We start from the raw sequence: 23999 nt of genomic DNA, 5'->3' as shown, positions 1-23999 counted from the left end.
AGAACCGATGAGTCGGCTTCCGGCGAAATCGTCGCTGGTGACTGGAGCTTCTCGTGCTCGATAACACGCAAATAGAAAGGATCGAACCCACGCCGGTCAACTCCGCCAAGGTGCGTCAGCCAATGTACGCCGCGCGCAAGAAGATCTTCCCGAAGCGGGCCTCGGGCAGCTTTCGCCAGTTCAAGTGGATCGTGATGGCGGTCACGCTCGGCATCTACTATCTGACGCCGTGGCTGCGCTGGGATCGGGGCTCGTTTAGCCCGGACCAGGCCGTGCTGCTCGATGTCGCCAACCGGCGTTTCTATTTCTTCTTCATTGAGATATGGCCGCAGGAATTCTACTATGTCGCCGGCCTTCTGGTCATGGCCGGCGTCGGTCTTTTCCTGATCACGTCGACTGTCGGCCGTGCCTGGTGTGGCTACACATGCCCGCAGACCGTATGGGTCGATCTGTTCCTGGTCGTCGAGCGCGCGATCGAGGGTGACCGCAATGCGCGCATAAAGCTCGACGCCGGTCCCTGGACCAGCCGCAAGCTCGTGCTGCGGGCATCGAAACACGTCATCTGGCTGGTCATAGGCGCGCTGACGGGCGGCGCCTGGATCTTCTATTTCGCTGACGCGCCGACGCTGCTCGGCGAACTCTTCACCGGCACGGCGGCTCCCGTCGCTTACATCACCGTCGCCGTGCTGACGGCGACGACCTACACGTTCGGCGGGCTGATGCGCGAGCAGGTCTGCACCTATATGTGCCCGTGGCCGCGCATCCAGGCAGCCATGCTCGACGAAAATTCGCTCACCGTCACCTACAATGACTGGCGCGGCGAACCGCGCACGCGTCATGCCAAGAAGGTCCAGGCCGCCGGTCAGCCGGTCGGGGATTGCGTCGACTGCAATGCCTGCGTCGCTGTCTGCCCGATGGGGATCGACATTCGCGATGGCCAGCAGCTCGAATGCATCACCTGCGCGCTCTGCATCGACGCCTGCGACGGCGTGATGGACAAGCTCGGCAAGGAGCGCGGGTTGATCGCCTACGCGACCCTCTCCGACTACAACGCCAACATGATGTTGGCGACCGCGGGCGGCTCCGGTTCAGTCAATCCGTCGCTGGTCAGAACGGATGACGGCCTGTTTTCAGACAAGCTGGCTCATTTCCATATCCGCAAGATCTTTCGCACGCGCACCTACGTATACATGGCTATGTGGTCTCTGATCGGCCTGGGCCTCCTCTACTCGCTGCTGACGCGCGACCGGCTCGAGATCAATGTCCTGCACGACCGCAATCCACAATTCGTGACGCTCTCCGACGGCTCGATCCGCAACGGCTACACCGTCAAGCTGCTGAACATGATCCCCGAACCGAGAACGATCGTCGTCACAATTCGGCGCTTGCCCGGCGCAGAGATGAGCATCGTTGGTGTCGACCTCCCTGCCGATCGCTCTTTTGCGGTCCAGGTCGAACCCGACCGGCTCAAGATGTTGAAGGTCTTTGTCCGCTTGCCTGCTCAGCAGATCCGTGGCGAAGCGCAGACCTTCACTCTTCAGGTCGAGGACAAAGCGAGTTTCGAGTCGAACGGATACACCGCCACCTTCAACGCGCCGGAGATCGCCAGATGAGCGCCACCATGCGAAAATCCCGCGAATTCACCGGCAGGCACATGCTGGCGACTATTCTTGCCTTTTTTGGGGTGGTCATCGCGGTCAATCTGACGATGGCGACCCTTGCCAACACGAGCTGGACCGGCCTGGTCGTCGAAAACACCTATGTGGCCAGCCAGGAATTCAACAAGAAGGCCGAGGCAGGGCGCGCGCAGGCCGCCCTCGGCTGGACCGGCCAGCTGACCATCGCATCGGGCGAAGTCCGCTACAGCCTCACCGACGCCGCCGGCAAGCCGGTTCCGTTGCATGGCGTCAAGGTGCTGTTTCGCCATCCCGCTTACGAAAAAGAGGATGAATCCATCAAGCTCGTCCTCGCCTCGGGTCAGCAATTCGCCGCGCTGCACACGCCGAAGGATGGTGTCTGGATCGTCGAAGTCGACGCCGATGCCGGCATGAAGGAATCTTATCGCGACGTGCGCAGGATCATGATTTCCCATGGAGCGCTGAAATGAGCTGCTGTGCGCCGGGCGCCGAAATGGCGCTGGATATGGTCAGCGTGACCTCGGCCCTGCCGTCCAGCCAGGAAATCAAGCTGGCGAGCCGATCACTTGGCGACGACCTTCATCAGACCGAGCTTTCGATACCGGCTGTTCGCTGCGGTGCCTGCATTCAGACTATCGAGACGGCATTGGGAAAGCTCGATCATGTCGAAGCCGCCCGCGTCAACCTGTCAACGAGGCGGGTGTCTATCCGCTGGCGCGGCGACGACGTTCCGCCATTCGTCGCTATCCTCGGACGCCTGGGCTACCAGACACATCTGTTCGAAGCCGACACCGATACAAAGGACAAGACGCTCTCGGAGCTCATCCGCGCCGTCGCTGTTGCGGGCTTTGCGGCGGGTAACATCATGCTGCTTTCGGTCTCGGTCTGGTCCGGTGCCGAAGGCGCGACACGCGATCTGTTCCACTGGGTCTCAGCGCTGATCGCCATTCCCGCGCTAGCCTTCGCGGGCGGCATCTTCTTCCGCTCCGCCTGGAATGCGTTGCGCCACGGCCGCATGAACATGGACGTGCCGATCGCGGTCGGCGTGTCGCTTGCCTGCGCCATGAGCCTTTACGAGACGATCACCCATGGCGACCACGCCTATTTCGACGCGTCGGTGTCGCTGCTGTTCTTCCTGTTGATCGGCCGAACGCTCGATCACGTCATGCGGGAGCGCGCCCGGACCGCCGTGAAAGGCCTGTCGCAGCTGGCCGCGCGTGGCGCAATCGTGCTGCGCGCCGACGGTGCGCGCGACTACCTGCCGGTTAGCGAGATCGAACCAGGAATGCAGTTGCTGATCGCAGCCGGCGAAAGGATTCCCGTCGACGGCAAGATCATTCGGGGGGCGTCGGATCTCGACTGCTCGCTGGTTTCCGGCGAAAGCACGCCCCGAAACGTGGCGCCAGGCGAACCCGTGCAGGCTGGCGTGCTTAACCTTACCGGCTCGCTGACGATCAAGGCGACAGCCGACGCGAAGGATTCGTTCCTGGCGGAAATGGTTCGGCTGATGGAGGCCGCCGAGGGCGGCCGGGCACATTATCGCCGGATCGCCGATCGCGTTTCAGCGCTTTATGCTCCGGTGGTTCATCTTACCGCCTTCGTGACGTTCCTTGGCTGGATGGCGGTGACCGGCGACTGGCACCGGGCGATAACCATCGCCATTGCCGTTCTCATTATCACATGCCCGTGCGCGCTCGGCCTCGCCGTGCCGATCGTTCAAGTGGTCGCCGCGCGACGCCTGTTCGAACACGGCATCATGGTCAAGGACGGTTCGGCCATGGAGCGTCTGGCGACGATCGATACCGCGGTCTTCGACAAGACCGGAACGCTCACGCTCGGACAGCCCCGCCTCGTCAATGCGTCGTCGATCGATCCGGCCATGCTGGCAATCGCAGCCGGCATGGCCGTGCATTCCCGCCATCCGTTTTCAAAGGCCATAGCCGGCTTTGCCGCGCCTGGCGGGCAGCATAAATTCGATGCGGTAACCGAGCAGCCGGGATTCGGCATCGAAGCCGCTGCCGCCGGTAGCACCTGGCGGCTGGGTCGACGCGGAGGATGGAAAGCCCGCACCGGCCGCGAAGGCAGACATGGCTATGGCGGGACGGTTCTGACGAAAGACGGGATCATTGTCGCGACCTTCGATTTCGAGGATGCGCTGCGCGTCGACGCCAGGGCAGCCATCGATCAACTGCACAACGCTGGTATGTGCGTGGAGATGCTGTCGGGCGACACCGCGAAAGCCTGCGCCGAGGTTGCGGACGGGCTTGGTGTCGATGATTTCGTTCCCTGCCTGCTGCCGTCCGGCAAGGTTGAACGCATCGAGAGGCTGGCGAGGGACGGGCACAAGGTTCTGATGGTTGGCGACGGGCTCAACGATACGCCGGCGCTGAGCGCTGCGCATGTCTCGATCGCACCCGCCACCGCCGCCGACATTGGCCGCAATGCAGCCGACTTCGTTTTCCTGCGCGAAAGCCTCTTGGCGGTCCCGCTGGCTGTTGACGTATCGCGCAAGGCGGGAAGCCTGATCCGACAGAACATAACAATTGCGATCGTTTATAATGCTGTTGCCGTGCCGATCGCCATTCTGGGCCATGTTACGCCTCTTATCGCCGCGGTCGCGATGTCAGCCTCGTCATTGCTCGTGGTTGGAAATGCCATGCGTCTGCAAGGCTTCGCAACGGGTGCGTCGTCCGCAATTGCGCGGCAAGACAGGCCCGCGCGGGCCGGCGCCTTGGCTCAATCGTCATGACGACGCTCGTCTACCTCATCCCCGTAGCGCTATTCCTTGGCGCACTCGGCCTGTCCGGCTTCCTTTGGGCGTTGAGAAGCGGCCAGTACGAGGATCTCGATGGCGCGGCGGAGCGCATTCTCATCGACAGCGACGACGGCGCGGAGAATGCCACTCGTTCCAAGTGACTCAGATCAACGCGCCGCGGGTCGGGATGTCCTATCGTCGTCCGAGGAAAAATCAGGAGGGTGAGGATGCAAGCCGAATCCATAATGACAAAGCCAGTCATCACAACGGATGCGAACGCAACAATCGCCGAAGCGGCCGAGCTCATGCTTTCAAACAAAGTCAGCTGCCTGCCGGTAACGGACAGCGACGGTGCCCTGGTTGGCATTGTAAGCAAAAGCGACTTCTTGCGCCGAGAGGAACTCGGAACCCAGCGTGTGCGTCCGCGCTGGCTGGAGCTTGATCTTGGCCCGGGCACAACCGCCCATGACTATGTGCGCTCGAACGGACGGATCATCCATCAGGTGATGAGCCCACAGGTCATCTCGGCGCCTCCTGGCGCCTCGATTGCAGATGTTGTCGACCTGATGATGCAACACCGCATCAACAATGTCCCGATTGTCGATCGGGAAAGGGTCGTCGGCATCATCACGCGAACTGATTTGCTGCTTGTCCTGATCCGCGCCATGTCAAAAAAGGGCACTACGCCACCCGATGACGACCTGATCCGCAAGGCTATCCTTGCCGAGCTGCAGGGACAAACCTGGAGCGGTGGTGACTTGATCGATGTGAGGGTCAGCGACGGCGTTGTCGAACTGAAGGGGACGATTGTCGACGAGCGTCAACGGAAGGCAGCGATCGTTGCGGCTGAGAAGGTTGCCGGCGTCGGGCAAGTCAAGGACGGCCTCCTCCTCAGTACGGATCCGTTCTCGGTGATGGTTTCATAGCTGCGAAAAAAGCGGGGACGCCAAGCAGAGTCCCTTTGGTTCTGCTCCCTTCCCACATCACTTGGACATGAGGCCGTCGGCGAGTTCCTTCGGCGTCTAGCGCGTTATGGTCGGAGAGCACGCTGTCGGCAGCAAGACGCCCGTCCTGACGGAAATGCGATGGCCGCTGCCTGTTTTGGTGGGGCTTGGACCGGGGCTTCCTGTGGATCTTGAAGAGCGGCCAATACAAAGATCTCGACGGCTCCGCCGAGCGGGTCCTTATCGATCGGGAAGAGCCGCGAGGCTGAACCGGTTGGCGGCGCCAACGACTGTGCGGATGCTGGTCGTCAGTCGACCGAATCTTTGCTGGCGATTGCCCGCGTCATGACGATATCGGCGCGCGTGCGAAGAACTGATCAGCCACAATACGTTGCCGAACCTTTGGCCAGGAGGGGCACGCGATTGGGAAGCCGACCATTCAGAATGCCCAGACATGCAGACGTTTTCACGGCAATCGACCACTCGACCGTGAACCCGCCGCTGCCGGGTTTGTCGAGCCTGGTTGATCCAGATCAGCGTTATCTCTTCAACGGCGTGGTTTCATTGACCCGTCTCTGAACGGAGAACGCATGTCTATCGACGCTGGGGAGATGAGCGGCAAACCGTGGGTGATTGCGATGCTTCAAGAGCGCTTCGTATCGCAGATAGCCGCTATGGCGGCACGCTGATGGCCGGCTCTGTGGAAACATTCGACATCATTGTCGTCGGAGCTGGGCCGGTCGGGCTTGCCTTCGCAGCATCGCTCGCCCGGAGCCAACTCAAGGTGGCAGTGGTTGAACGGCAGTCGCTCGACAGCCTGGCGAATCCGGCTTTCGACGGTCGCGAGATCGCGCTGACCCACGCATCAGTGAGAATCCTGCGCGAGCTCGGCGCCTGGGACGCCATCCCCGCATCGGACAAATCACCGCTTCATGGCGCGCGCGTGCTCAACGGATCGAGCCCTTTCGCCCTGTGCTTCGATGCTCTCAGCCGATCTGGGGAACCACTCGGATTTCTGGTCCCAAATTTTCAGATCCGCGATGCCCTGTTCAAAATTGTCTACTTCCAGGACCATGCCCGGCTGCTGTGCGGCAACTCGGTCGTCAATGCAACAAATAGCGAAGACGAGGCGGTCATAACGCTTTCTGATGGCAGGCAATTGGCCGCTCGGCTGCTCGTCGCAGCGGATTCGCGTTTGTCCGCGATGCGCGACCTGCTCGGCATTGGCGCAAACATCCATCCGCTTGGCCACTCCATGCTGATTTGCCGAGTGAGGCACGAGCGCTTCCATCACCAGATCGCGGTCGAATGGTTCGACCACCATCAGACCATCGCGATGTTGCCGCTCATGGGAGGCGTGTCGTCGCTGCTTCTGACTTTGCGCTCAAGTGAGGCCGACAGACTGTTTGCTCTCGATGACGAATTGTTCCTCATGGAATTGATGAACCGGTGTCGAGGACATCTCGGAGAGATGACCCTGGCAAGCACCCGCCATGCCTATCCGCTGGTCACGACCTGGGCGCACAAGTTCTCGGCTCCGAGTGCGGCACTGATCGGAGACGCTGCCATTGGCATGCACCCGGTGACCGCGCATGGCTTCAACATCGGCCTCAGCGGCCAGAAGCAACTCGCTCATAAAATACTGACAGCATGTCGCGCCCGCCGCGACATTGCCGATCCCGACATGCTCGGCAGATACGAAAGCCGGCTGCGGCTGTCGGCGGCGCCGCTCTATCATGCCACCAACATGCTTGTCGGTCTTTACTCAAGCGAGCACCCGGCGGCACGGCTTGCAAGACATGCTGGGCTCCGCTTTGCCCAACATCTTCCCTTTGTCCGCCATGGCATTTCGGCCATGCTCAGGCGGTGAATCGCACAGAGCGCTGCCGCTCTGGAACGCTGTCTCGGCGAGGCTTCCTTGTCTTGCTGGCGCGCGTCGTCGCGGGGCAAGGCTGTCTCCTGGTGACGTTGCCGATCATGGCATGATTCGGATCAAGGCACGCGCGCGGGCGAAGCCTTGATGATTCGGCAATGCTAAGCCAAAGGTGTGACCCGAAGCATGGTGAGCGCACTGGTTACCCTCGCTGGGTAGTTAACCCGTCCTTCAGTGGGCTTGCATAGGTTTGGTCCTCGCGAACAACGACGCAAGCAAGCTGGTCCATTCATGGCACCCCTAAAGGAAGAAGAATCGCTGGAGGCCAAAATCCGTCAGGATCAGCTTGCTGACCTGAGGGCCGGGCTCTTCGTGTCGATGCCGATAAGCGCGATCCTGTCAGGCCTGATTTGCGCGGTGCAGGCCCTTTCTGGCGGCGGCTTTGCCGCTGCAAGCTGGTTCCTGGTCGTCAATGCGCTAAATGCCGCCCGGCTTGCACTCGCCCGTTTTCAGCTAAAGGAAACGGGGCGCCATCAGGATTTGCTTGGCGTTTTGCCGCGCCTTCGCATGTTTGGCGTCCTTGCCCTTCTGGCAGGGTTTGCCTGGTCCTTCCCGGCCGTCCTGACTGTTGGATACACAACACCACAAGCACCGATGCATCTGGTCATACTGGCGGGCATTTCAGCTGGTGCGGTTACATATGGCAGTTCGTATGCCGCGGCGGCGACCAGCTTCATCACACCTCCACTCCTCATCACGGTGGCGTGCCTTTTGGCGAAAGGCAATTTTGAACGCTACATTCTGGCTTTCACCGTTCTGCTCTTCATGGGCGGCTTGGTCCGAGCTTCGTTTGTTGGGCAGGCGCGCTTCCGCGAAGCAAGCCGCCTGAGACATGAGGCAGAGCGATTTGCGTCGGAAATGGAGCGCAACTCCAGGGAGGACCATCTGACCGCCCTTCTCAACAGGCGGGGCCTTGAACACGCCATCGGTCGGTTCAAGACCGCGGATGGCCCCTTCGTGGCAATGCTGATTGATCTGGACGGCTTCAAATCTGTCAACGACACCTACGGTCACAGGACCGGTGATGAACTGCTTGTCATGATCGCCCGCCGCATAGAGCAGGAAGCACCCGAAGGCTCAACGCTCGCTCGTATCGGCGGCGATGAATTCGTGCTGGTTTTTCCCTCAACGAGAGCTTCGCTTTCTGCCAGTGATCTCGCCTCCAATATCATAGCCAAAATTGCTCGCCCCTATATCGAGGTCGCGTCCGTGCGGGTCGGGGCATCGATAGGGATATACTTGGCGCAGACGCCGAGCCTGACTGAAATGTTGTTGCGGGCGGATATCGCCCTGTATACGGCCAAGCGCCATGGCAGGAACGAATTTTGCCTGTTCGATGCCGAACTCGACAGGGAACTGCAACGTCGCCAGTCCATCGAACGGGATCTTCATTCGGCGATAAAGACGGGAAGATTGCAACCTTGGTTCCAGCCGATCGTGAAACTCGAAACCGAGACCGTGGTCGGTTTTGAAGCCTTGCTGAGATGGTGCCATCCGACGCATGGTGCCATCTCTCCACCCGAAATAATCACAGCCGCACGCGAAACCGGAATGCTTCAGCTGCTGACGCAAACCGTATTCGCCGACTGTTGTGCTTTTATCGACGGCTTGGTGAAGGCTGACTGTCGTAACATTCGTGTGGCGATGAATGTTTCCCCTCGCGAACTGGAAGCCGGCGATATCGACGACATGGTTCTGCATGGTCTGGCGGCAAGAGGCCTGCCTGCGACGATGTTCGAAATCGAGATTACCGAAGAATCGCCGGTGGACCCGGACAGAGTGGATGAAAAGCTCGGACGGCTTTCACATGCCGGTATTTCCATCGCGCTCGATGACTTCGGCACCGGCTTTTCTACCTTGGCATCTCTCAAGGACCGTCGGATACGCAAGGTGAAAATAGACCAGGGCTTCATTCGCGGCTTGGCCAAGTCCCGAGAGGACCGACTGCTTGTCAAATCAGTCATCGAACTCGGTGAGATGCTCGGGATCGAGGTCATGGCCGAGGGCGTCGAAACAGAGGCGGATCGGCAAACCCTGCACAAGCTTGGCTGCCGAACCGCTCAAGGCTTCCTCTTCTCCAAGGCTGTGCCTTTGATGCAAGCACTGGAAATGGCAGTCAAACAGCACGCGAACCAGTTGTGACCGCTCCCGCCGCGCCGGCTGTCGCGGCCGTGCGCTGCCGAATTTGGCTACAGAGACTTGCCTGCTCGAAACACGTGGCAGTGGGCGTTGTGCATCAGCCGGCGAACAGTTCCTTGTAGCCGGTCGTCACCATCCAGTTCGCACGGTCGATATGGCTGCGAAGAGCTTTGCGGGCGCGGACCGGGTCAATGGACGAGTCGATGCCGAGAATGCGCTCGGCCATCTCCTTTTCGCTGGCATTGTCGGCGCAGGCATCCAGGATCCGCAGGTAGATTGTGAAATGCTCCCTGTCGTAGCTCGTGAGGTTCTCCGACCAGGGGACTTCATCGCTCAAAGTTGAGCTTCGAGTCTCATCTGTTCCCATTGGTCCATTCATGCCTGCGAACCTCGCCTGTGAGCGCACGCAGTATATCCCAAAATGGGATAATCCGAAACCGGGATTAGTCGCTGATCCGGTCTTTACCCGACCGGTTCGCCTCCATGCCCAAATCCCTTCGATCGCCCCGCCACCAGCGGTTTCTGGCCCAGCTGGTTTCGCTGCGCAAGGCCAAAGGCCTGACCCAGGAGCAGCTGGCTGACAAGCTTGGTCGTCCCCAATCCTTCGTGGCCAAGTACGAGGGCGCAGAGCGGCGTCTCGACGTCATCGAGTTTCTCGACATAACTGCGGCCATTGACGCTGATCCGTGCGATATTCTGTCCAGCCTCCGGTCCTAGCGGGCGCGCCGCATCTATCATGATCCGGACAGGAATATTGTCTAGGACAATGCCTCAATTTGTTGAAAGGCGAGCGCTGGTTTTCGGAGGAAGCCGCGCGCACGGCGGCGGTGCCTGTGGGTTCTCGACGTAACTGCGCCGCCTGACCATGTGCGAAAAAACTTGGCTGCGCCCGCGCGCCTGACGACGCGCACCAGGTGCTCGTGAACCGAGCCCGCTTTTCTTCGGCCAGCTCAGGCGGTCTCGGCCATTCGGCTTCGCCCCTTGGCGTGGGCAGCCCTTCGGGCCGTGACGGCCGCCGCCCTTGTGGGCGGCGCGGTTTGTCTGTTGGCCTTTCCCGGCGGCGCGGGGTGGGCGGCACTCCCTTCTAGACCCGCCGCGGCAGCCCGCAACCCTTCGCGTGCCGGTCAGGGTCCTCCTCTTCGTTCCGGTCCTTCGGATGCGGTCCGCCTACCACGGCGGGCCTTTCCGGTCGCGACTCGCCGCCCACCCCGCTTCCGGGGAAAGGCGCGGCGATTGGTGAGCGGAGGATGAAACGATGCATACAAACAGCAAGCGTACCACCAGCGGAGAGGCTGGCGCAGGCAAGGGCAGGCGCCCGGGCGCCAGCCTCTATCAGGAGATCACAGACCGCATCATTGCCGAGCTGGAGCGCGGTACCGTGCCATGGGTCAAGCCATGGGGCAGCGCAAAAGCAGGCCTTGGCCTGCCGAGGAATGCGTCCACGGGGCGCAGCTATTCCGGCATCAATATCCTCATCCTGTGGGGCGCCGTCATCGAGCGCAGCTATCCCAGCCAGAATTGGCTGACCTTCCGGCAGGCGCTTGCCCTGGGCGGCAATGTCAGGAAAGGCGAGCGCGGCACGACCATCGTGCATGCCGACCGCTTTGTCCCCAAGGACGAGAAGGAGCGCGCACGCCACGAGGGCGATGCACCACAGGCCGTGCCTTTTCTGAAGCGCTTCACCGTCTTCAATGTCGCGCAGTGCGACAGTCTTCCGGAACCCCTCCATGCCCCCGCCGAGCCGCTGCCTCAGTGCGAGATCGTGCCGCAGGCCGAGACGCTCATTCGCGCCAGCGGTGCGGATTTCAGGGTCGGCGGCGATCGCGCTTTCTACATGCCGGGCAGCGACCACATTCAGGTGCCGCCGCAGCCAGCGTTCCACCAGGAGATCGACTATTACCGGACCTGCTTTCACGAGCTTGGCCACTGGACCGGCCACCCGACGCGGCTTGCTCGCGACCTCTCCGGCTCGTTCGGCTCCAAGGCTTACGCGCGTGAAGAATTGGTCGCCGAAATCACTGCCGCCTTCGTCTGCAGCAATCTCGGCATCGAGCCGACCGTGCGTCACGCCGATTACATCGGCTCATGGCTGAAGGTGCTGCGCGAGGACAACCGCGCTATATTCCGTGCCGCCAGCCTCGCTTCGAAGGCCGCCGATTTCCTGCTTGGCCTTCAGGCCGATGCCGAAGGCGAGGCGCAAGAAGGGATTGCGGCATGACGATGCACCATGCTCAACTGGCCGACGCCGCAAAGCGAGCAGATGCCCATTTCTGACGGCGCCGGAACTCACCGGTCCGATGCTGAACTATGCCGATCTGCATCGCCAAGGTGCGCCCCGAGCCGCAGCGCGCAGCCAACGAGACAGTGACTGCCAGCCTTGCCGGCTGCAAGGCTGACGCCGCATTCGGCAATATGCGGCACAAGCTGTTGGCCTGCCCGGTGGTGGCCAGCGGCAATCGCGACCCCTTGCTGCCGCCGGCATGTTCGCGCGCAAGGTGGGCGCATGGCGACGACAATATCGTGCGCGTCGTCGGCATATGGCGGCAACCGGACAATGGCGTTTCGATCGCTTGCGCGACAAGGAAATCGCCGATTCGATGCTCGCCGAAATCGGCGGCAAGCATGGCGCGGACAGCAGTTTCGCTTGGAAGGTCCGCGGCTTGCTGGTGGCGAGAATGGCCGCCGCCTCAAGTTGAGGCCTGGCTGCACGCTGGATCAAATTCCCGGCCGAAAGCTGCCCAGCTGCGAGGCCTTCCTATTCGCCGATCTGTGCGCAAGGAAGCAGTCGCTGTTCGTGGCGAATAGTCGATCAGGGCCCGAGCGGCGTTTTCTCGAGTACTGCCGCTAAGGACGCGCGCGCCGCTCCGGGCCGCGCCGGCTCCGATTGATCGTCTTGCCGAGCCAGTGCCGCGTGCGATAAATTCCAACGCCAATTCGCCCCCATTTCGGCAGCCCGCACCGGCCCGAATTGCTTGCTGAGGCGCTAGGCGCGTGGGTCCAATTGCCAATCCGATTGCCGAGAGAGCCCGCGCCGCCGGCCCCCCGCATATTGCCGCCTGCTCGTTGTGCCCCCGATCGCGCAACCTGTCTCCATTGTGTCTCAGGGACCATTCCCCTGCGCCTGGCTTGACGACCTATGGGCGGATCCGGCCCGCCCGAAACCCTCGCCGGCAGCTTTTTTCCCCGCCGCCTGCGGCGGCTTCCTCGCGCCGCTTCGCTTCAAAAAAACTCCCCGCTCGGGTCCTCCGCTATCGCTGCGGCCGTGCCGGTTCCGGCGGTCCGGACGCGCCCATCACGGTCCGCCATCGCAGGGGAATGGTCCCCTGCGAGCACCAAGAGGAGACTGAAAATGACCGCAATCGGATACGTCACCAAACAGGAAAACGGCGGCTACAAGGGCCAGCTCAAGACGCTCAGCGTCCGCGCCGACATCGACATCGTGCCCAATCAGGCAAAGAGCGCCGACACCCATCCCGACTTCCGGGTGCTGACGCAAGGGGTCGAAGTGGGTGCGGCCTGGATCCGCACCGGCGAGACCTCCGGCAAGGACTATGTGAGCCTGTCGATTGCGGCCCCCGAGTTTGGCCCGCGCAAGCTCTACGCCAATCTGGGCCGCGCCGCCGGCCAGGATGACGACGACACTTACGCCATCATCTGGAACCCGGTCGACTGACCGGCCGACCCGCAAAGCCCTGCGCCGCCCACCGGCGCAGGGCCTCTCTCAGGACCCGTGAGGCCGCCGAAGAGGCGGCGAAAACTCGCCCCCCACTCTTCGCCCGTCCCCAAAACGATCTCGCTCGCCGATCCTCGCCTCGCTTGCCCGTAACGAACCGAGGATCATCATGGACGACGAAAACGAACGCGCAGCCCGCGCCAAGAAGGGCAGTCCGTTTCTCAACACCGCGCAGGCGGCCTTCTATATCGGGCTGTCCCAGCGCACGCTGGAGAAGATGCGCCTCAAAGGCGGTGGCCCACAATTCCGCAAGCACGGCCGCTATGTCCGCTATCACATCGACGAACTCGACGACTGGTCGAAGGGGCACGCGCAGGAGACCGCGCCCGAGGATGGCGCGGACGAATCCGGCTCGGCCGGTGAGGGAGGCCGCTCATGAGCCGGCGTCCCACCATCCGTCTGATCGGCAGCCATCTGCGGCGCATTCGACGCAAGACGATCGTAGTTGCCACAATCGGACTTGGCCTGATCGGCTTCGCCGCCTTCGGCAAACCATCGCCCTGGCTGGTCTGGAACGCCTCGGCGAGTGCGCCGGTCGGCCTCTATCGCGCCGCATCCGGATCGCCCGCTCGTGGTGATCTCGTACTCGTCCGCCCACCAAGACCGGTCGCCGATCTCGCCGCCGAACGCTTCTATCTGCCCAGCAACGTGCCGCTGATCAAGCGCCTTGCGGCGCTGCCCGGCGAGCATGTCTGCACCTTCGGCGACGCCATCATCATCGGCGGCGAGATAGCCGCGCGCCGGCTTGCAACCGACACGCAGCACCGTCCGCTGCCTTGGTGGAATGCATGCCGAAAACTCGCCGCCGACGAGGTTTTCCTGCTCGGCAGCGATAAAGATCGCTCGTTCGACAGCCGCTATTTCGGGCCGGTGCCGACCGAAAACATCATCGGGAGGCTCGTGCCGCTATGGACCGAGTGACCCTCCTTATGCTGAGCATGGCGTGTCTCGCACCATGCTCCTGTTCCGCCGCGACCAACACGAAGCCGGTCGTCATCTCCCATAGTCCGCAGCTTGCAAGATGGCAGCCCTTCGTAGCCGAAGCAAGCCGGCGTTTCAGCATTCCACAGACCTGGATTTATGCCGTCATGGATGCCGAAAGCCGGGGGCAGACGACGCTCAATGGGCGGCCGGTCACGTCGAGCGCCGGCGCCATTGGCCTCATGCAGGTGATGCCAGCCACCTACGAGGAGTTGCGCGCAGAGCTTGGCCTCGGAGCCGTCCCACACGACCCTCGCGACAACATTCTGGCAGGCACTGCCTATCTGCGCGCCATGTATGACCGCTTCGGATTTCCAGGCCTGTTTGCAGCCTATAACGCCGGGCCGGAGCGCTACGAGCAGCATTTGCAGCGCGGGCGACCGCTGCCCAGCGAGACGGTTTCGTATCTGGAAGAGATCAAGGCGGCGGGCATTTCGGCCGGCGATATGGACGCGCTCACCGGCAAATCCCGTTCCAAAAGCGCGCCGGAAATCCCGTCCGGGCAGCCGCTGTTTTTTCTCCGAAACGGTGTTTCCGTGACCGGCCCGAATGGCCAACTCCTGGTGCCGCTCGGATCGGAGCGAGCAAGGTCAGGCCGGCCGGATCGCAGGTGAGGGAGCGGCTACCGTGGTTCGGGCGGGGGCCAGGGGGCAGGTGCGCGGAAGGCAAGATAAAGGCAGCGCCTCCTGGAGGCCGCGAAGTCTTTGTCTGCACATCGTTTTCCCAGGAGGTTGCCTCCGGGTCCAGGAGGGTCTGGCGGGCAAGCCTCTGATTTCGCTGCTGGTTCATCGGAGGCCGCATGCAGGATGACGAATTCACGCCGAAGCTCGGCAAAATTGGCTGGCGCGGCTCGAAGGCGGGCAAACGCTACGCTGGCCAGGTGCAGGCCGCGGTCAACCGAGCAGGCGGCAGGAGCGGACGCGGCAGCCGCTTCATCGGAAGCCGGGTGGGGCGCGGCGGGGCTGCTGCCACAGTTCTTAGAGCGCGCGACCGCCACGCGGCGTTTCGGCAGCGGCGCGCAGTCGTCAAGGCACGCATCGTCAAGCTGGCCGGCAAGGGAGTCGACGGGGCTCGTGCGCACCTCCGCTACCTCCAGCGCGACGGCGTCACCCGGGAAGGCGAGCGTGGCGAGCTCTACGCTGCCGACAATGACCACGCGGACGGCAGGGCCTTTCTCGATCGCTCGAACGGTGACCGTCATCAGTTCCGCTTCATCGTCGCCCCTGAAGACGGTATCGAGTATGATGACCTGAAGCCGCTCACCCGGCGCCTCATGGCGCAAATGGAAGAAGACCTCGGCACCAGGCTAGACTGGGTGGCCGTCGACCATTTCAACACCGGCCATCCTCACACCCACATCATCGTGCGCGGCAGGGATGATCACGGCGAAAACCTCGTCATAGCGCGGGACTACATCTCCTCTGGCTTGCGCGAGCGCGCAGCCGAACTGGTTAGCCTCGACCTCGGCCCGCGCACCGACCGCGAGATCGAGCAGCGCTTGCGCCAGGAGATGGAGCAGGAACGCTTCACCAGCATCGACCGGCAGCTGATGCGCATGCGCGACGATGAGGGGTGTGTCTCACCGGCCAGCCGAGACACCTTTCGCCAGACGCTGCACCAGGGCCGCCTGCGCAAGCTCGAGCGGATGGGCCTCGCCGAGGAGATGCCTGCCGGTCGCTGGCGCTTGGAGGATGAGCTCGAAGCCACGCTACGCCGCATCGGCGCGCGCGGCGACATCATCAAGACCATCCATCGCGAGCTGACCGGCAAGGGGCTCGTCCGCAGTGCCGCCGACCATCTTATCCACGATCGATCCGACGGGTCGGCTCAAACCGTGGTCGGACGTGTCGTCGGGCGCGGGCTGGCCGACGAAATCACTGACCGCCATTACCTCGTCGTCGACGGCGTGGACGGCAAAAGCCACTATTTTGATATCGGCAAAGGCGAGGCCACCCAACCGACACCAGAGGGCTGCATAGTGCGGGTCAGGCCGAGGGACACCGGGCCAAGAAAAGTCGACCGCACAATTGCCGGCATCGCCACGGTCAACGACGGGCGCTACAGCATCGATATCCATCTCAAGCATGACCCCTCGGCCACCGAACGCTTTGCCGAAACGCACGTGCGGCGACTGGAGGCGATCCGCCGTGCGACCGGTGGCGTCGAGCGCGAGCCGGACGGCACATGGACAGTCGCGCCCGACCATCTCAACCGCGTCGCGGATTACGAGCGTCAGCGAGCGAGGGCCCAGCCTGTTGTCGTCGACAAGCTCTCATCAATGCCGCTGGAGAGCCAAGTAGGCTTCGACGGCGCCACCTGGATCGACCAGGAGCTGGTATCAGCCCACCCTGAGTCCTTGCGCGACTCTGGCTTCGGTCGCGAAGTACGTCAGGTCCAGGCCCGCCGACAGCAGTGGCTGATCGCGCAAGGTCTTGCCCATGATGCGCAGGATCGGGTCATCTATCGCGCCAACATGCTTTCAATGCTGCGCCAACGAGAGCTGAACCGTGTTGCCAGTCAGCTCTCGGACGAACTCGGGCTCTCGTATTCTGAAGCACAGCATGGCAATCGAATAGACGGTACGCTGCGCCGCTGCGTCGAGCTCGCCGGCGGAAAATACGGTGTCATCGAGAAATCGCGCGAGTTCACGCTGGTGCCTTGGCGGCCGGTGCTTGAGCATCATATCGGCAAGGAGGTGTCTGGCATGGTGCGCGCCGAGGGGATTTCCTGGACGATCGGACGCCAGAGGAGCGGGCCCGGCGTTTCGTGAACTGGCTACAATTTATTCGTCCGCGTTGAAAGAGGTACTCAGCCCAGACGGAGTTCCTCCGCCTGCTGCTCGCTCGCAGGCATTCATTTGGCGGAGAGTCAGTGTTCTGCATTTTGTAGTTCGCTCTGTCAAAAAGCGCTGGGAACATGCATCATGTTCTGCGTTGACACGGAAGGCGCGCCGACAGGTGCTGCGGATCGGCTCCCGATGGCTGCCAGCTAGAAAGGTGGGCTGACTCGTGACAGCGCAAGGGGCTATGGCGGCCGCGATACGGCGACGCGAGCTCTGGCATCGAGAATGAAGCCGCACTTCCCGATCTTATTCTACTCGCAGGACCGGCAGACGCGGCCGTCGCCCCTGGGGGCAACCATGCGGTTGGCCCTGGCGTGAACTGGCAGTCCGTCCCGGGGGGACTTTGTAACGGAGAAAACTAGGCGGAAAGAGGCGCGCGGCCCGTCTCCCCAGCAACCCGCCTTGCGGATTCCTCCTCTGCCCGCTTCGCAGACGGGGATACCCTCCGCCCCCTTGCTATTCGTTGCCCGCCGCTATGCAAAGGACAGGCGACCTGCATCCGTGCTCAAGCCGATCTGGCGGCAGAGAGGGGGGTGTCGGGCTGAACATGGGCGTGATGGACATAATTGCCACGCGAATCCTCATGCTCGCCTAACCGGCCGGAACGATTTGCAATCCGGGCAGGCTCAACAAATCAAGGAGTAGCTCGTTCCGTGTCCAAGCCCAGACAAGTCTTGGTTTTCTCACGGGCGCGATACAAAAGGCACAGGCTGGACTTGGCTGCCGGGGGCGGGGCTTGTCGACCGCTCGATTGAAAGTGAGATGCGAGGCGGAGAATCACCCATGTGCAGAGCGGCAAGGCGCTCGCCTATGTCCCTGTCATTCACCGTTAGTCGATGGTTTAGACGAAGATAGTCCGTCCATGTCGGCGTGCGGAATGTCTCGGTCCAAAGCGTCGACTTCTGAAGGTCGCGCTGGAGGGTCCAGTCCCGCGCACCGGCGCGGCTCTGAACGCGCCGCCTTTCGCGCATGCAGCTCAGAAATTCATCGATACTCTCCTCGAGTATCGAGTACTCCATCTTGATCACGATCGGACCGCTCCTGGGCTTCAAAGGGAGGGCCAGTTCTGGTGGCCTGAAGTCGACGGCCGCTTGATCCGATTCCTCCCATAGCCGCACCGGCAATAGCTTTCCCACAGCCGCGACCAGCAACAGTGCCGCTGCAGCACCTTCCAAAGCCCACGTCAGCGAATAGTACTGCGCGACAGCACCCCAGATCCAGCTACCCGCTGCCATGCCGCCGTAGGTCAGGGCGTAATAGATGGACAGGGTGCGACCAACGACCCACCTTGGGCTTGCCAACTACACACACACGTCGGTTCCGGTCCAGGTGACAACCCAGCCAGCGCCACCGATTGCAAGCGCGATCGCCGCCACAGCCACCGACGATGTGAGGGCCATCAAAAGGCAGCACGTTGCGCAAGCAACGGATGCGAGCGTGATCAATCGGTTCTGGGACGTGATGCGTCTCAAGTAGCTGCTGCCAATGCCGGCGATGAAGGCGCCTGTGCCGAAGCCGGCCAATAGCACGCCGTACACAATTGGCCCTCCCGCCAGTTGGTCGCGAACCAGGAGGGGGAGCAGAGCAAGGATCGAGATGCTTGACAGCCCGAACAGGGTTGCACGCACAATCGCCACTCTGATCTCTGAGGATATCGCCGTGAATCGCATGCCATCATGAATGGCCGTAGTCATCCGCTCGCGCGGAAGAGGCGAAGAGCGAACTTGCCACTGTGAGCGCAGAACAGCGCTCAACGGGACCAGGTCACTTAGCGCAGCGAGGGCGAAAGCCGTAAGGGGGCCCAGCAAAGCTAAGATTACACCGCCCAGCGCCGGTCCTATGCTGCGAACCACGTTGTACCCCACCGACATCAGCGTCACTGCAGCGGGTATGTCGCGCTTTTCCAGGATATCGCCGACCGAGGCGTGCCAGGCTGGATCGTTCAAGGCAAAGCCGCATCCGGCCAAGAAACTCAGTCCCAGGATCAGCCATGGACTAGCAAAGCCCAGTCCCACAGAGAGTGCCAGCGCCGTGGATGCCAGTGCGATCAGGCAGTGTCCGGCAAGCATCACGCCGCGGCGGCTGAAGCTGTCTGCAATGGCTCCAGCAAGGATCGACAAGAAGAACGCGGGCAGTGTCGATGCAGCCTGTACGAGCGCAACCATCAGATCGGAGGCTGAAATCGTGGCCATGAGCCAGCTTATAGCCACGCTCTGCACCAGCCAGCCAAGGCTGGATATCTGCGTGGCTGTCCAGATAGAACGAAAGACCGGGTTGTGAAGAGGGATCAGTGTGTTTGCCGCAAAGCGCGGAGGATCTTGACGCCGCATCACTTCTCACCTCCACTGGGTGTCGTTCTTCCGCTCATTTGCTTACAGCGCACTGACTGCGTCACAACGAAGTTCCGAGATCGCGCTCGCAACAAGGACAATGTGGCATCCACGGTGCTGATGCGCGTTGAGGTACCAACCTGGCCGTTAGCTGATGGGTCCGCAGCCCGCTTGGTGCGGTCAGTTCTGCCCTGCGACTCTTGGCTTTGGACGGTGCTAGCGCCCCGATGGCCGGCTTGTCAAACTGCCGTAGTGCCAGCACATCCATCCCATCTGTTGACCGCGATCTCCGACGAGGTCGAGCAGGTCAACGGCAAATCTGGGTATTTCCGCTTCCGGTCGAGCGCGTGGCCATCGTCCGGAAACCCGAAGACGTTCATCACCCATGCGACCACGCGCCCGAGACGATGCGACACGGCGGTAGCGGTTCACCAGAGGACGTGCGTTCTACTCAGCAGGAACATTGTTCTGCCGATCGTCGGCTGCGCCAGCCGCCACGTTCGGCGCCAGAGTTCTTGCACCCGTCATTGGACTCCCGCTTTGCAGGTTTCGCCTAGGGCCTGCATCAGGTCATCGATAATGTCCTGAGGATGTTCAAGCCCTACAGAAATTCGCAGCAATCCGCCTGGCGCTTTGGACTTCGCACCTTCAACGGATGCGCGATGCTCTATCAGAGAATGCGTCCCGCCAAGGCTTGTCGCCCGGACAACAATCTTCAGGCGGCCGGCCACGGCCATTGCAGCATCGGCTCCGCCCTCGACGATAAAGGATAGCATCGCTCCGTAATGGCTCATTTGCCGCGTAGCAAGATCGTGTCCCGGATCAGTTTGCAGACCAGGAAAGAGCACTTTTTCGACGCGCGGATGAGACGCCAGGGCCTCGGCCACTTTCTGGGCGCCTTCGCAATGGGCGCGCATGCGGACCGGCAATGTCTGCAGGCCCCGCAACGCCAGCCAACAGTCGAAGGGCGCTGCGACGCTGCCCTTGTGTTTCTGGACCATCCGCAATGGGCGACCGAGGGGTGACGCGTTTGGGACAATGACGACACCGGCCATCAAATCCGAGTGGCCGCCAATATACTTTGTCGCCGAGTGCATTACCGCGTCTGCCCCGATTTCGAGTGGCAGTTGAAGCACTGGGGTGGCCCACGTATTGTCCACCACCGCCAAGGCGTTTGCCTCGTGCGCGATTGCGCAGATGGCCGCAATGTCGACAACGCGGATCATCGGGTTTGACGGCGTCTCGATCCAGACGAGGCCAGTCCGCTTCGATGTCACCGCGGCGCGCAAAGCGTCCAAATCGCGCATGTCGACTGGGGCAAAGTCGAAGCGAGACCCAATGTCGGTCTCTTCGATCAGCGAACGAATGCCGAAATACATGTCATCCGGCAGAACGATCCGACCCGCCGACGGATGGCTCTCGAAAACTGCAGCGATTGCGGCCATGCCCGAAGCGAAGGCGATGCCGTCTTCCCCTCCCTCAAGCCTCGCCATGGCCGCCTCGAACGCATTGCGTGTAGGATTTCCATCCCTTGTGTATTCGAAGCCGGACGGAAATGACCCGTTGGCGCCGCGTTCGAACGTCGTGCTGGTGTGCAGCGGCATGGATACGGCCCCCGTGAACGCGTCGACCCCTCGGCCGCAGTGGATCGCCTTCGTCTCAAAACGCATCGGTCATTTCCTTCCTGACGGGCAGTTGCAATTTCGCCCCGGTCATTATACTGACCGCAATAGGTGAGCCGAGGTCCTAAGTCAATATAATGACCGATGTTACGACAGCCTTTGATGCCGAGCAGGTCCTTGGGCAAGTGATAGCGGCCCGGATCCGAGACTTGAGGCGTGACCAAAACCTGACCCTAGATCGCCTGGCTAAACTAAGTGGCCTGTCAAAGGGAACCGTGGTCGCGCTGGAGCAGGGTAGGGCGAACCCCAGTATCGGCATACTGTGTCGGCTGGCGGCGGCGTTTTCGCTCTCGGTGGCCGATTTGTTGAACGAGCACCCTTCCACGGTGCGCCTTCCCATCGAGCGGTCAGAGACCAGGAGGCTTTGGACGAGCGCCAAGGGAAGCTCTGCGCAACTGCATTCGTCGACCTCGGGACGCACGATGTTCGAACTGTGGAGCTGGGTCATGATGCCGGGCGACGTGTTTTCCGCGGACGCTCATAGTCCGGATACGCGCGAGCTGATCTCGGTCAGTCACGGTGCCCTGAGCGTTGTGGTAGGTACCCATGTGGTCATTTTAAGCGAAGGCGAGAGTGCGCGGCTTGTCACTGACCAACCGCACTCATATGCGGCGGCATCTGATGTGCCCGCCCATTTCTCGATGGCGGTGCTTGAGCGTGGTGGACACCGAGATCCGGGGCACTCGTCGACGGCAGCGAAGATTCAGGGGCCCGTTCCGTAAGGCTCCGCCGATTACTAACAACCGCACATTCGCGACAGGAGATAAACCGTTGTACGTTCCGCCTCATTTTGCCGTCCCTGATCAGAACGCCCTGTTCGAGCTTATCGACAAACACCCGCTCGGTATCCTCGTCACCCAAAGCAAAGGCACACTGGACGCGAACCACCTCCCCTTCGAGCTTGACCGCTCGAAGGGAGACAAGGGCGTTCTCAATTGCCATGTCGCTCGCAAGAACCCAGTCTGGGAGGAAGTCGCCAATGGCGATGAGGTTCTCGTAATCTTCCGTGCGGCCGACGCTTACATCTCGCCGAACTGGTATCCGAGCAAGCATGAATTCCACAAGCAGGTGCCGACGTGGAACTATCTCGTCGTCCATGCCCACGGACGCATCACTGTCCGGGATGATGAGCGGGATGTGCGCCGCAACGTGGCGAAGCTCACTCACAAGCAAGAAACCTCGCAGCCGGTCCCATGGAAGATGGGCGACGCGCCGAAGGACTTCATCGACACGATCGTCAAGGCAATCGTCGCTCTGGAGATCGAGATCACCGGCCTGGTTGGAAAATCAAAACTCAGCCAGAACAAAGACTTGCGCGACATTCAGAACCCTGGTGAAATGCTGCGTGCCCAAGGGGCCATTGCGATGGGAGAAGCGATGCTCGCGGCTGCGGCGGCCAAATCCCAATAGCATGTGTCTTGTCCCGACAAAGCCGCTGGTGCCGGCCTCCGACGGGTCACTTAGCCCGCCTTGACGCACGGCAATAGCTTTTGACGGCCTGAAGCGACGCTGTGGTCACCGTTGTGATACTTTTCCACGCGCCTGGTCAGGCGGCAGGATTGCTCCGTAGTGGCCGACGGGTTCGTTTCAGTCGCCTGCGCCCCGTTGTATGTCGGCGACCACCCGCTACCGGTCTTGAATGAGGCGCAATCGCACGCGTTTCGAAGCCACGTACCTTGGGCGGCAAGCTCGACCATGCACTCGACGCAGCTCCCAAGTGGCGGCGCCGTCAACGATCTCCTTGAACCTGCGGAACTTGCCTGAAAGCACTTCTCTTACGGGAGATGATTGGCTATGTCGCCGAACCGACTGATGGAGATGGTGGCGGGCGCCGCCGTAGCGATCAGACCCGCCTTGCAGCGCAATGGCTACCCGGGCCCGACCGGGAGATGCGGGCGGGACTGTGGAACTGCGGAGACGGAGCGGATCGGCATGGAGCCGTGACCGCTTGCGGTCTGGCTCTGGAACGAGTTAACGAAGCGCGGACTTCCGATCGTGTCAAGCGCCGCCCTCTCGATGATGCCGAACAAATCGGGCCGCCACGAGCGGCGGGCCTTGCTCAGATCGGACGGACCGGATGGTTCGCATCAAGAGCCACGGCACCTGTGTCGTGCGGGTGCTGCTGTCGGCACGCGACCTTCTCGTCAGCCTAGTAGGCAAAATCGAGAACAGATGCCTGGCCTTCTTAAGGCCTTCGGCGTCATACTCGGCAAGAAGATCGATGCCCAGGTGATCCTGCACATGCTCAGGATCCAGGCGACGCAGGTCTACCATGATCCGCTGCGAGCCGGCATCAACGACGTGCAGGAACTGTCGAAGACACATGAAGCGATCGCCAGGGCCAAGACCGAGATCCAGCACCGCATCCTGACACACTACCTGCCGCTGTATTTTCCCGAGATCGATCGCTTCCGGGGGAACAGCCGCAGCGATTGGTTCTTTGCCTTCCTCCATGCCTTTCCGACCCCAGCAAGCATCACGGCGCTGACGAAGGAGGAGTTTGTGGCAGCAGCTTGGGATGTCGTCGGCCGCAAGGTCAGCAAGACACAGATTCTGATGGATGTTCGAGACGGCGCGCCCATCGATCGGATTGCCGCTGCCACTTGATGCGCCTGCCATTCGCATGTTCCGGATGGTCATTGACGAAGCACGCAGCCTGATCCGGCAACGCAATGAGATCGAAGCACAGGCCGACGATCTGCTGCGGCACAGCCAGGATTATCAGCTCCTGAGACAAATCCCGGGCATCGGACCGATCAAGGCATTGACCGTCATTGCCGAAGTCGGCGATCCTCGCCGCTTAGGTCATCATCGCCAGTTACTAAAGTTCTGCGGGCTGGACCTCTCGACACAGAAGTCCGGTCAATATCGAGGCCAGACCCGCCTTTCCAACCCAGTCTCCCCGGTTCGGTCCGAATGGACAACCTCCCGAAAACTCACAGCAAGCACACGACCCATTCAATAGCATTCCTAAGCATACTGACCAGGGCGACCTCGACCCCCCTAATCACAGCGGTGAGCTC

The 23999-nt window shown here is 61.7% G+C and carries 20 protein-coding genes and 2 pseudogenes; 19 read left to right on the top strand and 3 right to left on the bottom strand.

What is annotated here, in order from left to right:
* Positions 1 to 53: 53 nt before the first annotated feature.
* From ccoG to NKI73_RS08655, 8 genes are all read left to right on the top strand, one after another.
* Positions 54 to 1613, top strand: coding sequence for a cytochrome c oxidase accessory protein CcoG (gene ccoG / locus NKI73_RS08690; protein ID WP_352628590.1), 1560 nt, complete (start codon positions 54 to 56; stop codon positions 1611 to 1613).
* Positions 1610 to 2107, top strand: coding sequence for a FixH family protein (locus NKI73_RS08685; RefSeq protein ID WP_352628588.1), 498 nt, complete (start codon positions 1610 to 1612; stop codon positions 2105 to 2107). The genes ccoG and NKI73_RS08685 overlap by 4 nt, the downstream gene beginning before the upstream one ends.
* A complete protein-coding gene (locus NKI73_RS08680; protein WP_352628586.1) occupies positions 2104 to 4386 on the top strand; it encodes a cation-translocating P-type ATPase in 2283 nt (760 codons plus the stop codon). The genes NKI73_RS08685 and NKI73_RS08680 overlap by 4 nt, the downstream gene beginning before the upstream one ends.
* Positions 4383 to 4553, top strand: a complete 171-nt coding sequence (gene ccoS / locus NKI73_RS08675; RefSeq protein ID WP_023762793.1) for a cbb3-type cytochrome oxidase assembly protein CcoS — start codon at positions 4383 to 4385, stop codon at positions 4551 to 4553. The genes NKI73_RS08680 and ccoS (NKI73_RS08675) overlap by 4 nt, the downstream gene beginning before the upstream one ends.
* A 66-nt stretch (positions 4554 to 4619) precedes the next feature.
* Complete coding sequence (locus tag NKI73_RS08670) at positions 4620 to 5318, top strand: CBS domain-containing protein (RefSeq protein ID WP_352628584.1); 699 nt, start codon at positions 4620 to 4622, stop codon at positions 5316 to 5318.
* Between the two features lie 170 nt (positions 5319 to 5488).
* Entirely contained in the window at positions 5489 to 5605 is a 117-nt protein-coding gene (gene ccoS / locus NKI73_RS08665) for a cbb3-type cytochrome oxidase assembly protein CcoS (RefSeq protein WP_352487495.1), read from the top strand.
* 419 nt (positions 5606 to 6024) lie between these two features.
* Positions 6025 to 7206, top strand: a complete 1182-nt coding sequence (gene ubiM / locus NKI73_RS08660; RefSeq protein ID WP_352628582.1) for a 5-demethoxyubiquinol-8 5-hydroxylase UbiM — start codon at positions 6025 to 6027, stop codon at positions 7204 to 7206.
* Positions 7207 to 7500: 294 nt separating this feature from the next.
* Positions 7501 to 9411 carry a putative bifunctional diguanylate cyclase/phosphodiesterase gene (locus NKI73_RS08655; protein ID WP_352628580.1) on the top strand — a complete coding sequence of 637 codons (1911 nt, stop codon included), beginning with the start codon at positions 7501 to 7503 and terminating at the stop codon, positions 9409 to 9411.
* Positions 9412 to 9505: 94 nt separating this feature from the next.
* On the opposite strand, the gene NKI73_RS08650 is transcribed toward NKI73_RS08655, so the two are convergent.
* Positions 9506 to 9787 carry a DNA -binding domain-containing protein gene (locus NKI73_RS08650; protein ID WP_352609698.1) on the bottom strand — a complete coding sequence of 94 codons (282 nt, stop codon included), beginning with the start codon at positions 9785 to 9787 and terminating at the stop codon, positions 9506 to 9508.
* Between the two features lie 104 nt (positions 9788 to 9891).
* Here NKI73_RS08650 and NKI73_RS08645 point away from each other — a divergent pair, with 104 nt between their 5' ends.
* From NKI73_RS08645 to rlxS, 8 genes are all read left to right on the top strand, one after another.
* Positions 9892 to 10125 (top strand): helix-turn-helix domain-containing protein, encoded by a 234-nt coding sequence (locus NKI73_RS08645; RefSeq protein WP_352609701.1) that lies wholly within the window; start codon positions 9892 to 9894, stop codon positions 10123 to 10125.
* Positions 10126 to 10663: 538 nt separating this feature from the next.
* Positions 10664 to 11626, top strand: a complete 963-nt coding sequence (locus tag NKI73_RS08640) for an ArdC family protein (protein ID WP_352628577.1) — start codon at positions 10664 to 10666, stop codon at positions 11624 to 11626.
* Between the two features lie 262 nt (positions 11627 to 11888).
* The gene (locus NKI73_RS08635; protein WP_352628575.1) at positions 11889 to 12104 is read left to right on the top strand and encodes a hypothetical protein; all 216 of its coding nucleotides are present in this window, start codon (positions 11889 to 11891) and stop codon (positions 12102 to 12104) included.
* A gap of 653 nt (positions 12105 to 12757) precedes the next feature.
* Positions 12758 to 13081 (top strand): DUF736 domain-containing protein, encoded by a 324-nt coding sequence (locus tag NKI73_RS08630; RefSeq protein WP_023762782.1) that lies wholly within the window; start codon positions 12758 to 12760, stop codon positions 13079 to 13081.
* 169 nt (positions 13082 to 13250) lie between these two features.
* Positions 13251 to 13520 (top strand): helix-turn-helix transcriptional regulator, encoded by a 270-nt coding sequence (locus NKI73_RS08625; protein WP_352628573.1) that lies wholly within the window; start codon positions 13251 to 13253, stop codon positions 13518 to 13520.
* Positions 13517 to 14062, top strand: a complete 546-nt coding sequence (lepB, locus tag NKI73_RS08620) for a signal peptidase I (RefSeq protein WP_352628571.1) — start codon at positions 13517 to 13519, stop codon at positions 14060 to 14062. Before NKI73_RS08625 ends, lepB begins: the two co-directional genes overlap by 4 nt.
* Positions 14050 to 14736 (top strand): lytic transglycosylase domain-containing protein, encoded by a 687-nt coding sequence (locus NKI73_RS08615; RefSeq protein ID WP_352628569.1) that lies wholly within the window; start codon positions 14050 to 14052, stop codon positions 14734 to 14736. The genes lepB and NKI73_RS08615 overlap by 13 nt, the downstream gene beginning before the upstream one ends.
* A gap of 185 nt (positions 14737 to 14921) precedes the next feature.
* Positions 14922 to 16892, top strand: coding sequence for a relaxase/mobilization nuclease RlxS (gene rlxS / locus NKI73_RS08610; protein ID WP_352628567.1), 1971 nt, complete (start codon positions 14922 to 14924; stop codon positions 16890 to 16892).
* 755 nt (positions 16893 to 17647) lie between these two features.
* On the opposite strand, the pseudogene NKI73_RS08605 reads toward rlxS, so the two are convergent.
* Positions 17648 to 19294, bottom strand: a pseudogene (locus NKI73_RS08605) (MFS transporter).
* A 524-nt stretch (positions 19295 to 19818) separates the two neighbouring features.
* Positions 19819 to 20964 carry a trans-sulfuration enzyme family protein gene (locus NKI73_RS08595; protein WP_352628565.1) on the bottom strand — a complete coding sequence of 382 codons (1146 nt, stop codon included), beginning with the start codon at positions 20962 to 20964 and terminating at the stop codon, positions 19819 to 19821.
* 89 nt (positions 20965 to 21053) lie between these two features.
* On the opposite strand from NKI73_RS08595, the gene NKI73_RS08590 reads away from it, so the two are divergent.
* The 3 genes and pseudogenes from NKI73_RS08590 to NKI73_RS08580 form a co-directional block, all read left to right on the top strand.
* A complete protein-coding gene (locus tag NKI73_RS08590) occupies positions 21054 to 21698 on the top strand; it encodes a helix-turn-helix domain-containing protein (RefSeq protein ID WP_352628563.1) in 645 nt (214 codons plus the stop codon).
* A 49-nt stretch (positions 21699 to 21747) separates the two neighbouring features.
* Positions 21748 to 22386, top strand: coding sequence for an FMN-binding negative transcriptional regulator (locus tag NKI73_RS08585; protein WP_352628561.1), 639 nt, complete (start codon positions 21748 to 21750; stop codon positions 22384 to 22386).
* Positions 22387 to 23196: 810 nt separating this feature from the next.
* Positions 23197 to 23866, top strand: a pseudogene (locus NKI73_RS08580) (transposase); the annotation flags it as partial.
* Positions 23867 to 23999 lie beyond the last annotated feature (133 nt).

Source organism: Mesorhizobium sp. M0496 (assembly GCF_040321205.1).
Taxonomy (GTDB): Bacteria; Pseudomonadota; Alphaproteobacteria; order Rhizobiales; family Rhizobiaceae; genus Mesorhizobium.
Note: the sequence above shows the minus strand (reverse complement) of the source record. Positions and strands in the feature narration are given on the sequence as shown.

Excerpts from the sequence above, each read along its gene's own strand:
- NKI73_RS08685 (WP_352628588.1), top strand. The coding sequence starts at position 1,610 with ATGAGCGCCACCATGCGAAAATCCCGCGAATTCACCGGCAGGCACATG.
- ccoS (WP_023762793.1), top strand. The coding sequence starts at position 4,383 with ATGACGACGCTCGTCTACCTCATCCCCGTAGCGCTATTCCTTGGCGCA.
- ubiM (WP_352628582.1), top strand. The coding sequence starts at position 6,025 with ATGGCCGGCTCTGTGGAAACATTCGACATCATTGTCGTCGGAGCTGGG.
- NKI73_RS08595 (WP_352628565.1), bottom strand. The coding sequence starts at position 20,964 with ATGCGTTTTGAGACGAAGGCGATCCACTGCGGCCGAGGGGTCGACGCG.
- NKI73_RS08590 (WP_352628563.1), top strand. The coding sequence starts at position 21,054 with ATGACCGATGTTACGACAGCCTTTGATGCCGAGCAGGTCCTTGGGCAA.
- NKI73_RS08645 (WP_352609701.1), top strand. The coding sequence starts at position 9,892 with ATGCCCAAATCCCTTCGATCGCCCCGCCACCAGCGGTTTCTGGCCCAG.
- rlxS (WP_352628567.1), top strand. The coding sequence starts at position 14,922 with ATGCAGGATGACGAATTCACGCCGAAGCTCGGCAAAATTGGCTGGCGC.
- lepB (WP_352628571.1), top strand. The coding sequence starts at position 13,517 with ATGAGCCGGCGTCCCACCATCCGTCTGATCGGCAGCCATCTGCGGCGC.
- NKI73_RS08630 (WP_023762782.1), top strand. The coding sequence starts at position 12,758 with ATGACCGCAATCGGATACGTCACCAAACAGGAAAACGGCGGCTACAAG.
- NKI73_RS08680 (WP_352628586.1), top strand. The coding sequence starts at position 2,104 with ATGAGCTGCTGTGCGCCGGGCGCCGAAATGGCGCTGGATATGGTCAGC.
- NKI73_RS08670 (WP_352628584.1), top strand. The coding sequence starts at position 4,620 with ATGCAAGCCGAATCCATAATGACAAAGCCAGTCATCACAACGGATGCG.
- NKI73_RS08615 (WP_352628569.1), top strand. The coding sequence starts at position 14,050 with ATGGACCGAGTGACCCTCCTTATGCTGAGCATGGCGTGTCTCGCACCA.
- NKI73_RS08655 (WP_352628580.1), top strand. The coding sequence starts at position 7,501 with ATGGCACCCCTAAAGGAAGAAGAATCGCTGGAGGCCAAAATCCGTCAG.
- NKI73_RS08635 (WP_352628575.1), top strand. The coding sequence starts at position 11,889 with ATGTTCGCGCGCAAGGTGGGCGCATGGCGACGACAATATCGTGCGCGT.
- NKI73_RS08650 (WP_352609698.1), bottom strand. The coding sequence starts at position 9,787 with ATGAATGGACCAATGGGAACAGATGAGACTCGAAGCTCAACTTTGAGC.
- NKI73_RS08640 (WP_352628577.1), top strand. The coding sequence starts at position 10,664 with ATGCATACAAACAGCAAGCGTACCACCAGCGGAGAGGCTGGCGCAGGC.
- NKI73_RS08625 (WP_352628573.1), top strand. The coding sequence starts at position 13,251 with ATGGACGACGAAAACGAACGCGCAGCCCGCGCCAAGAAGGGCAGTCCG.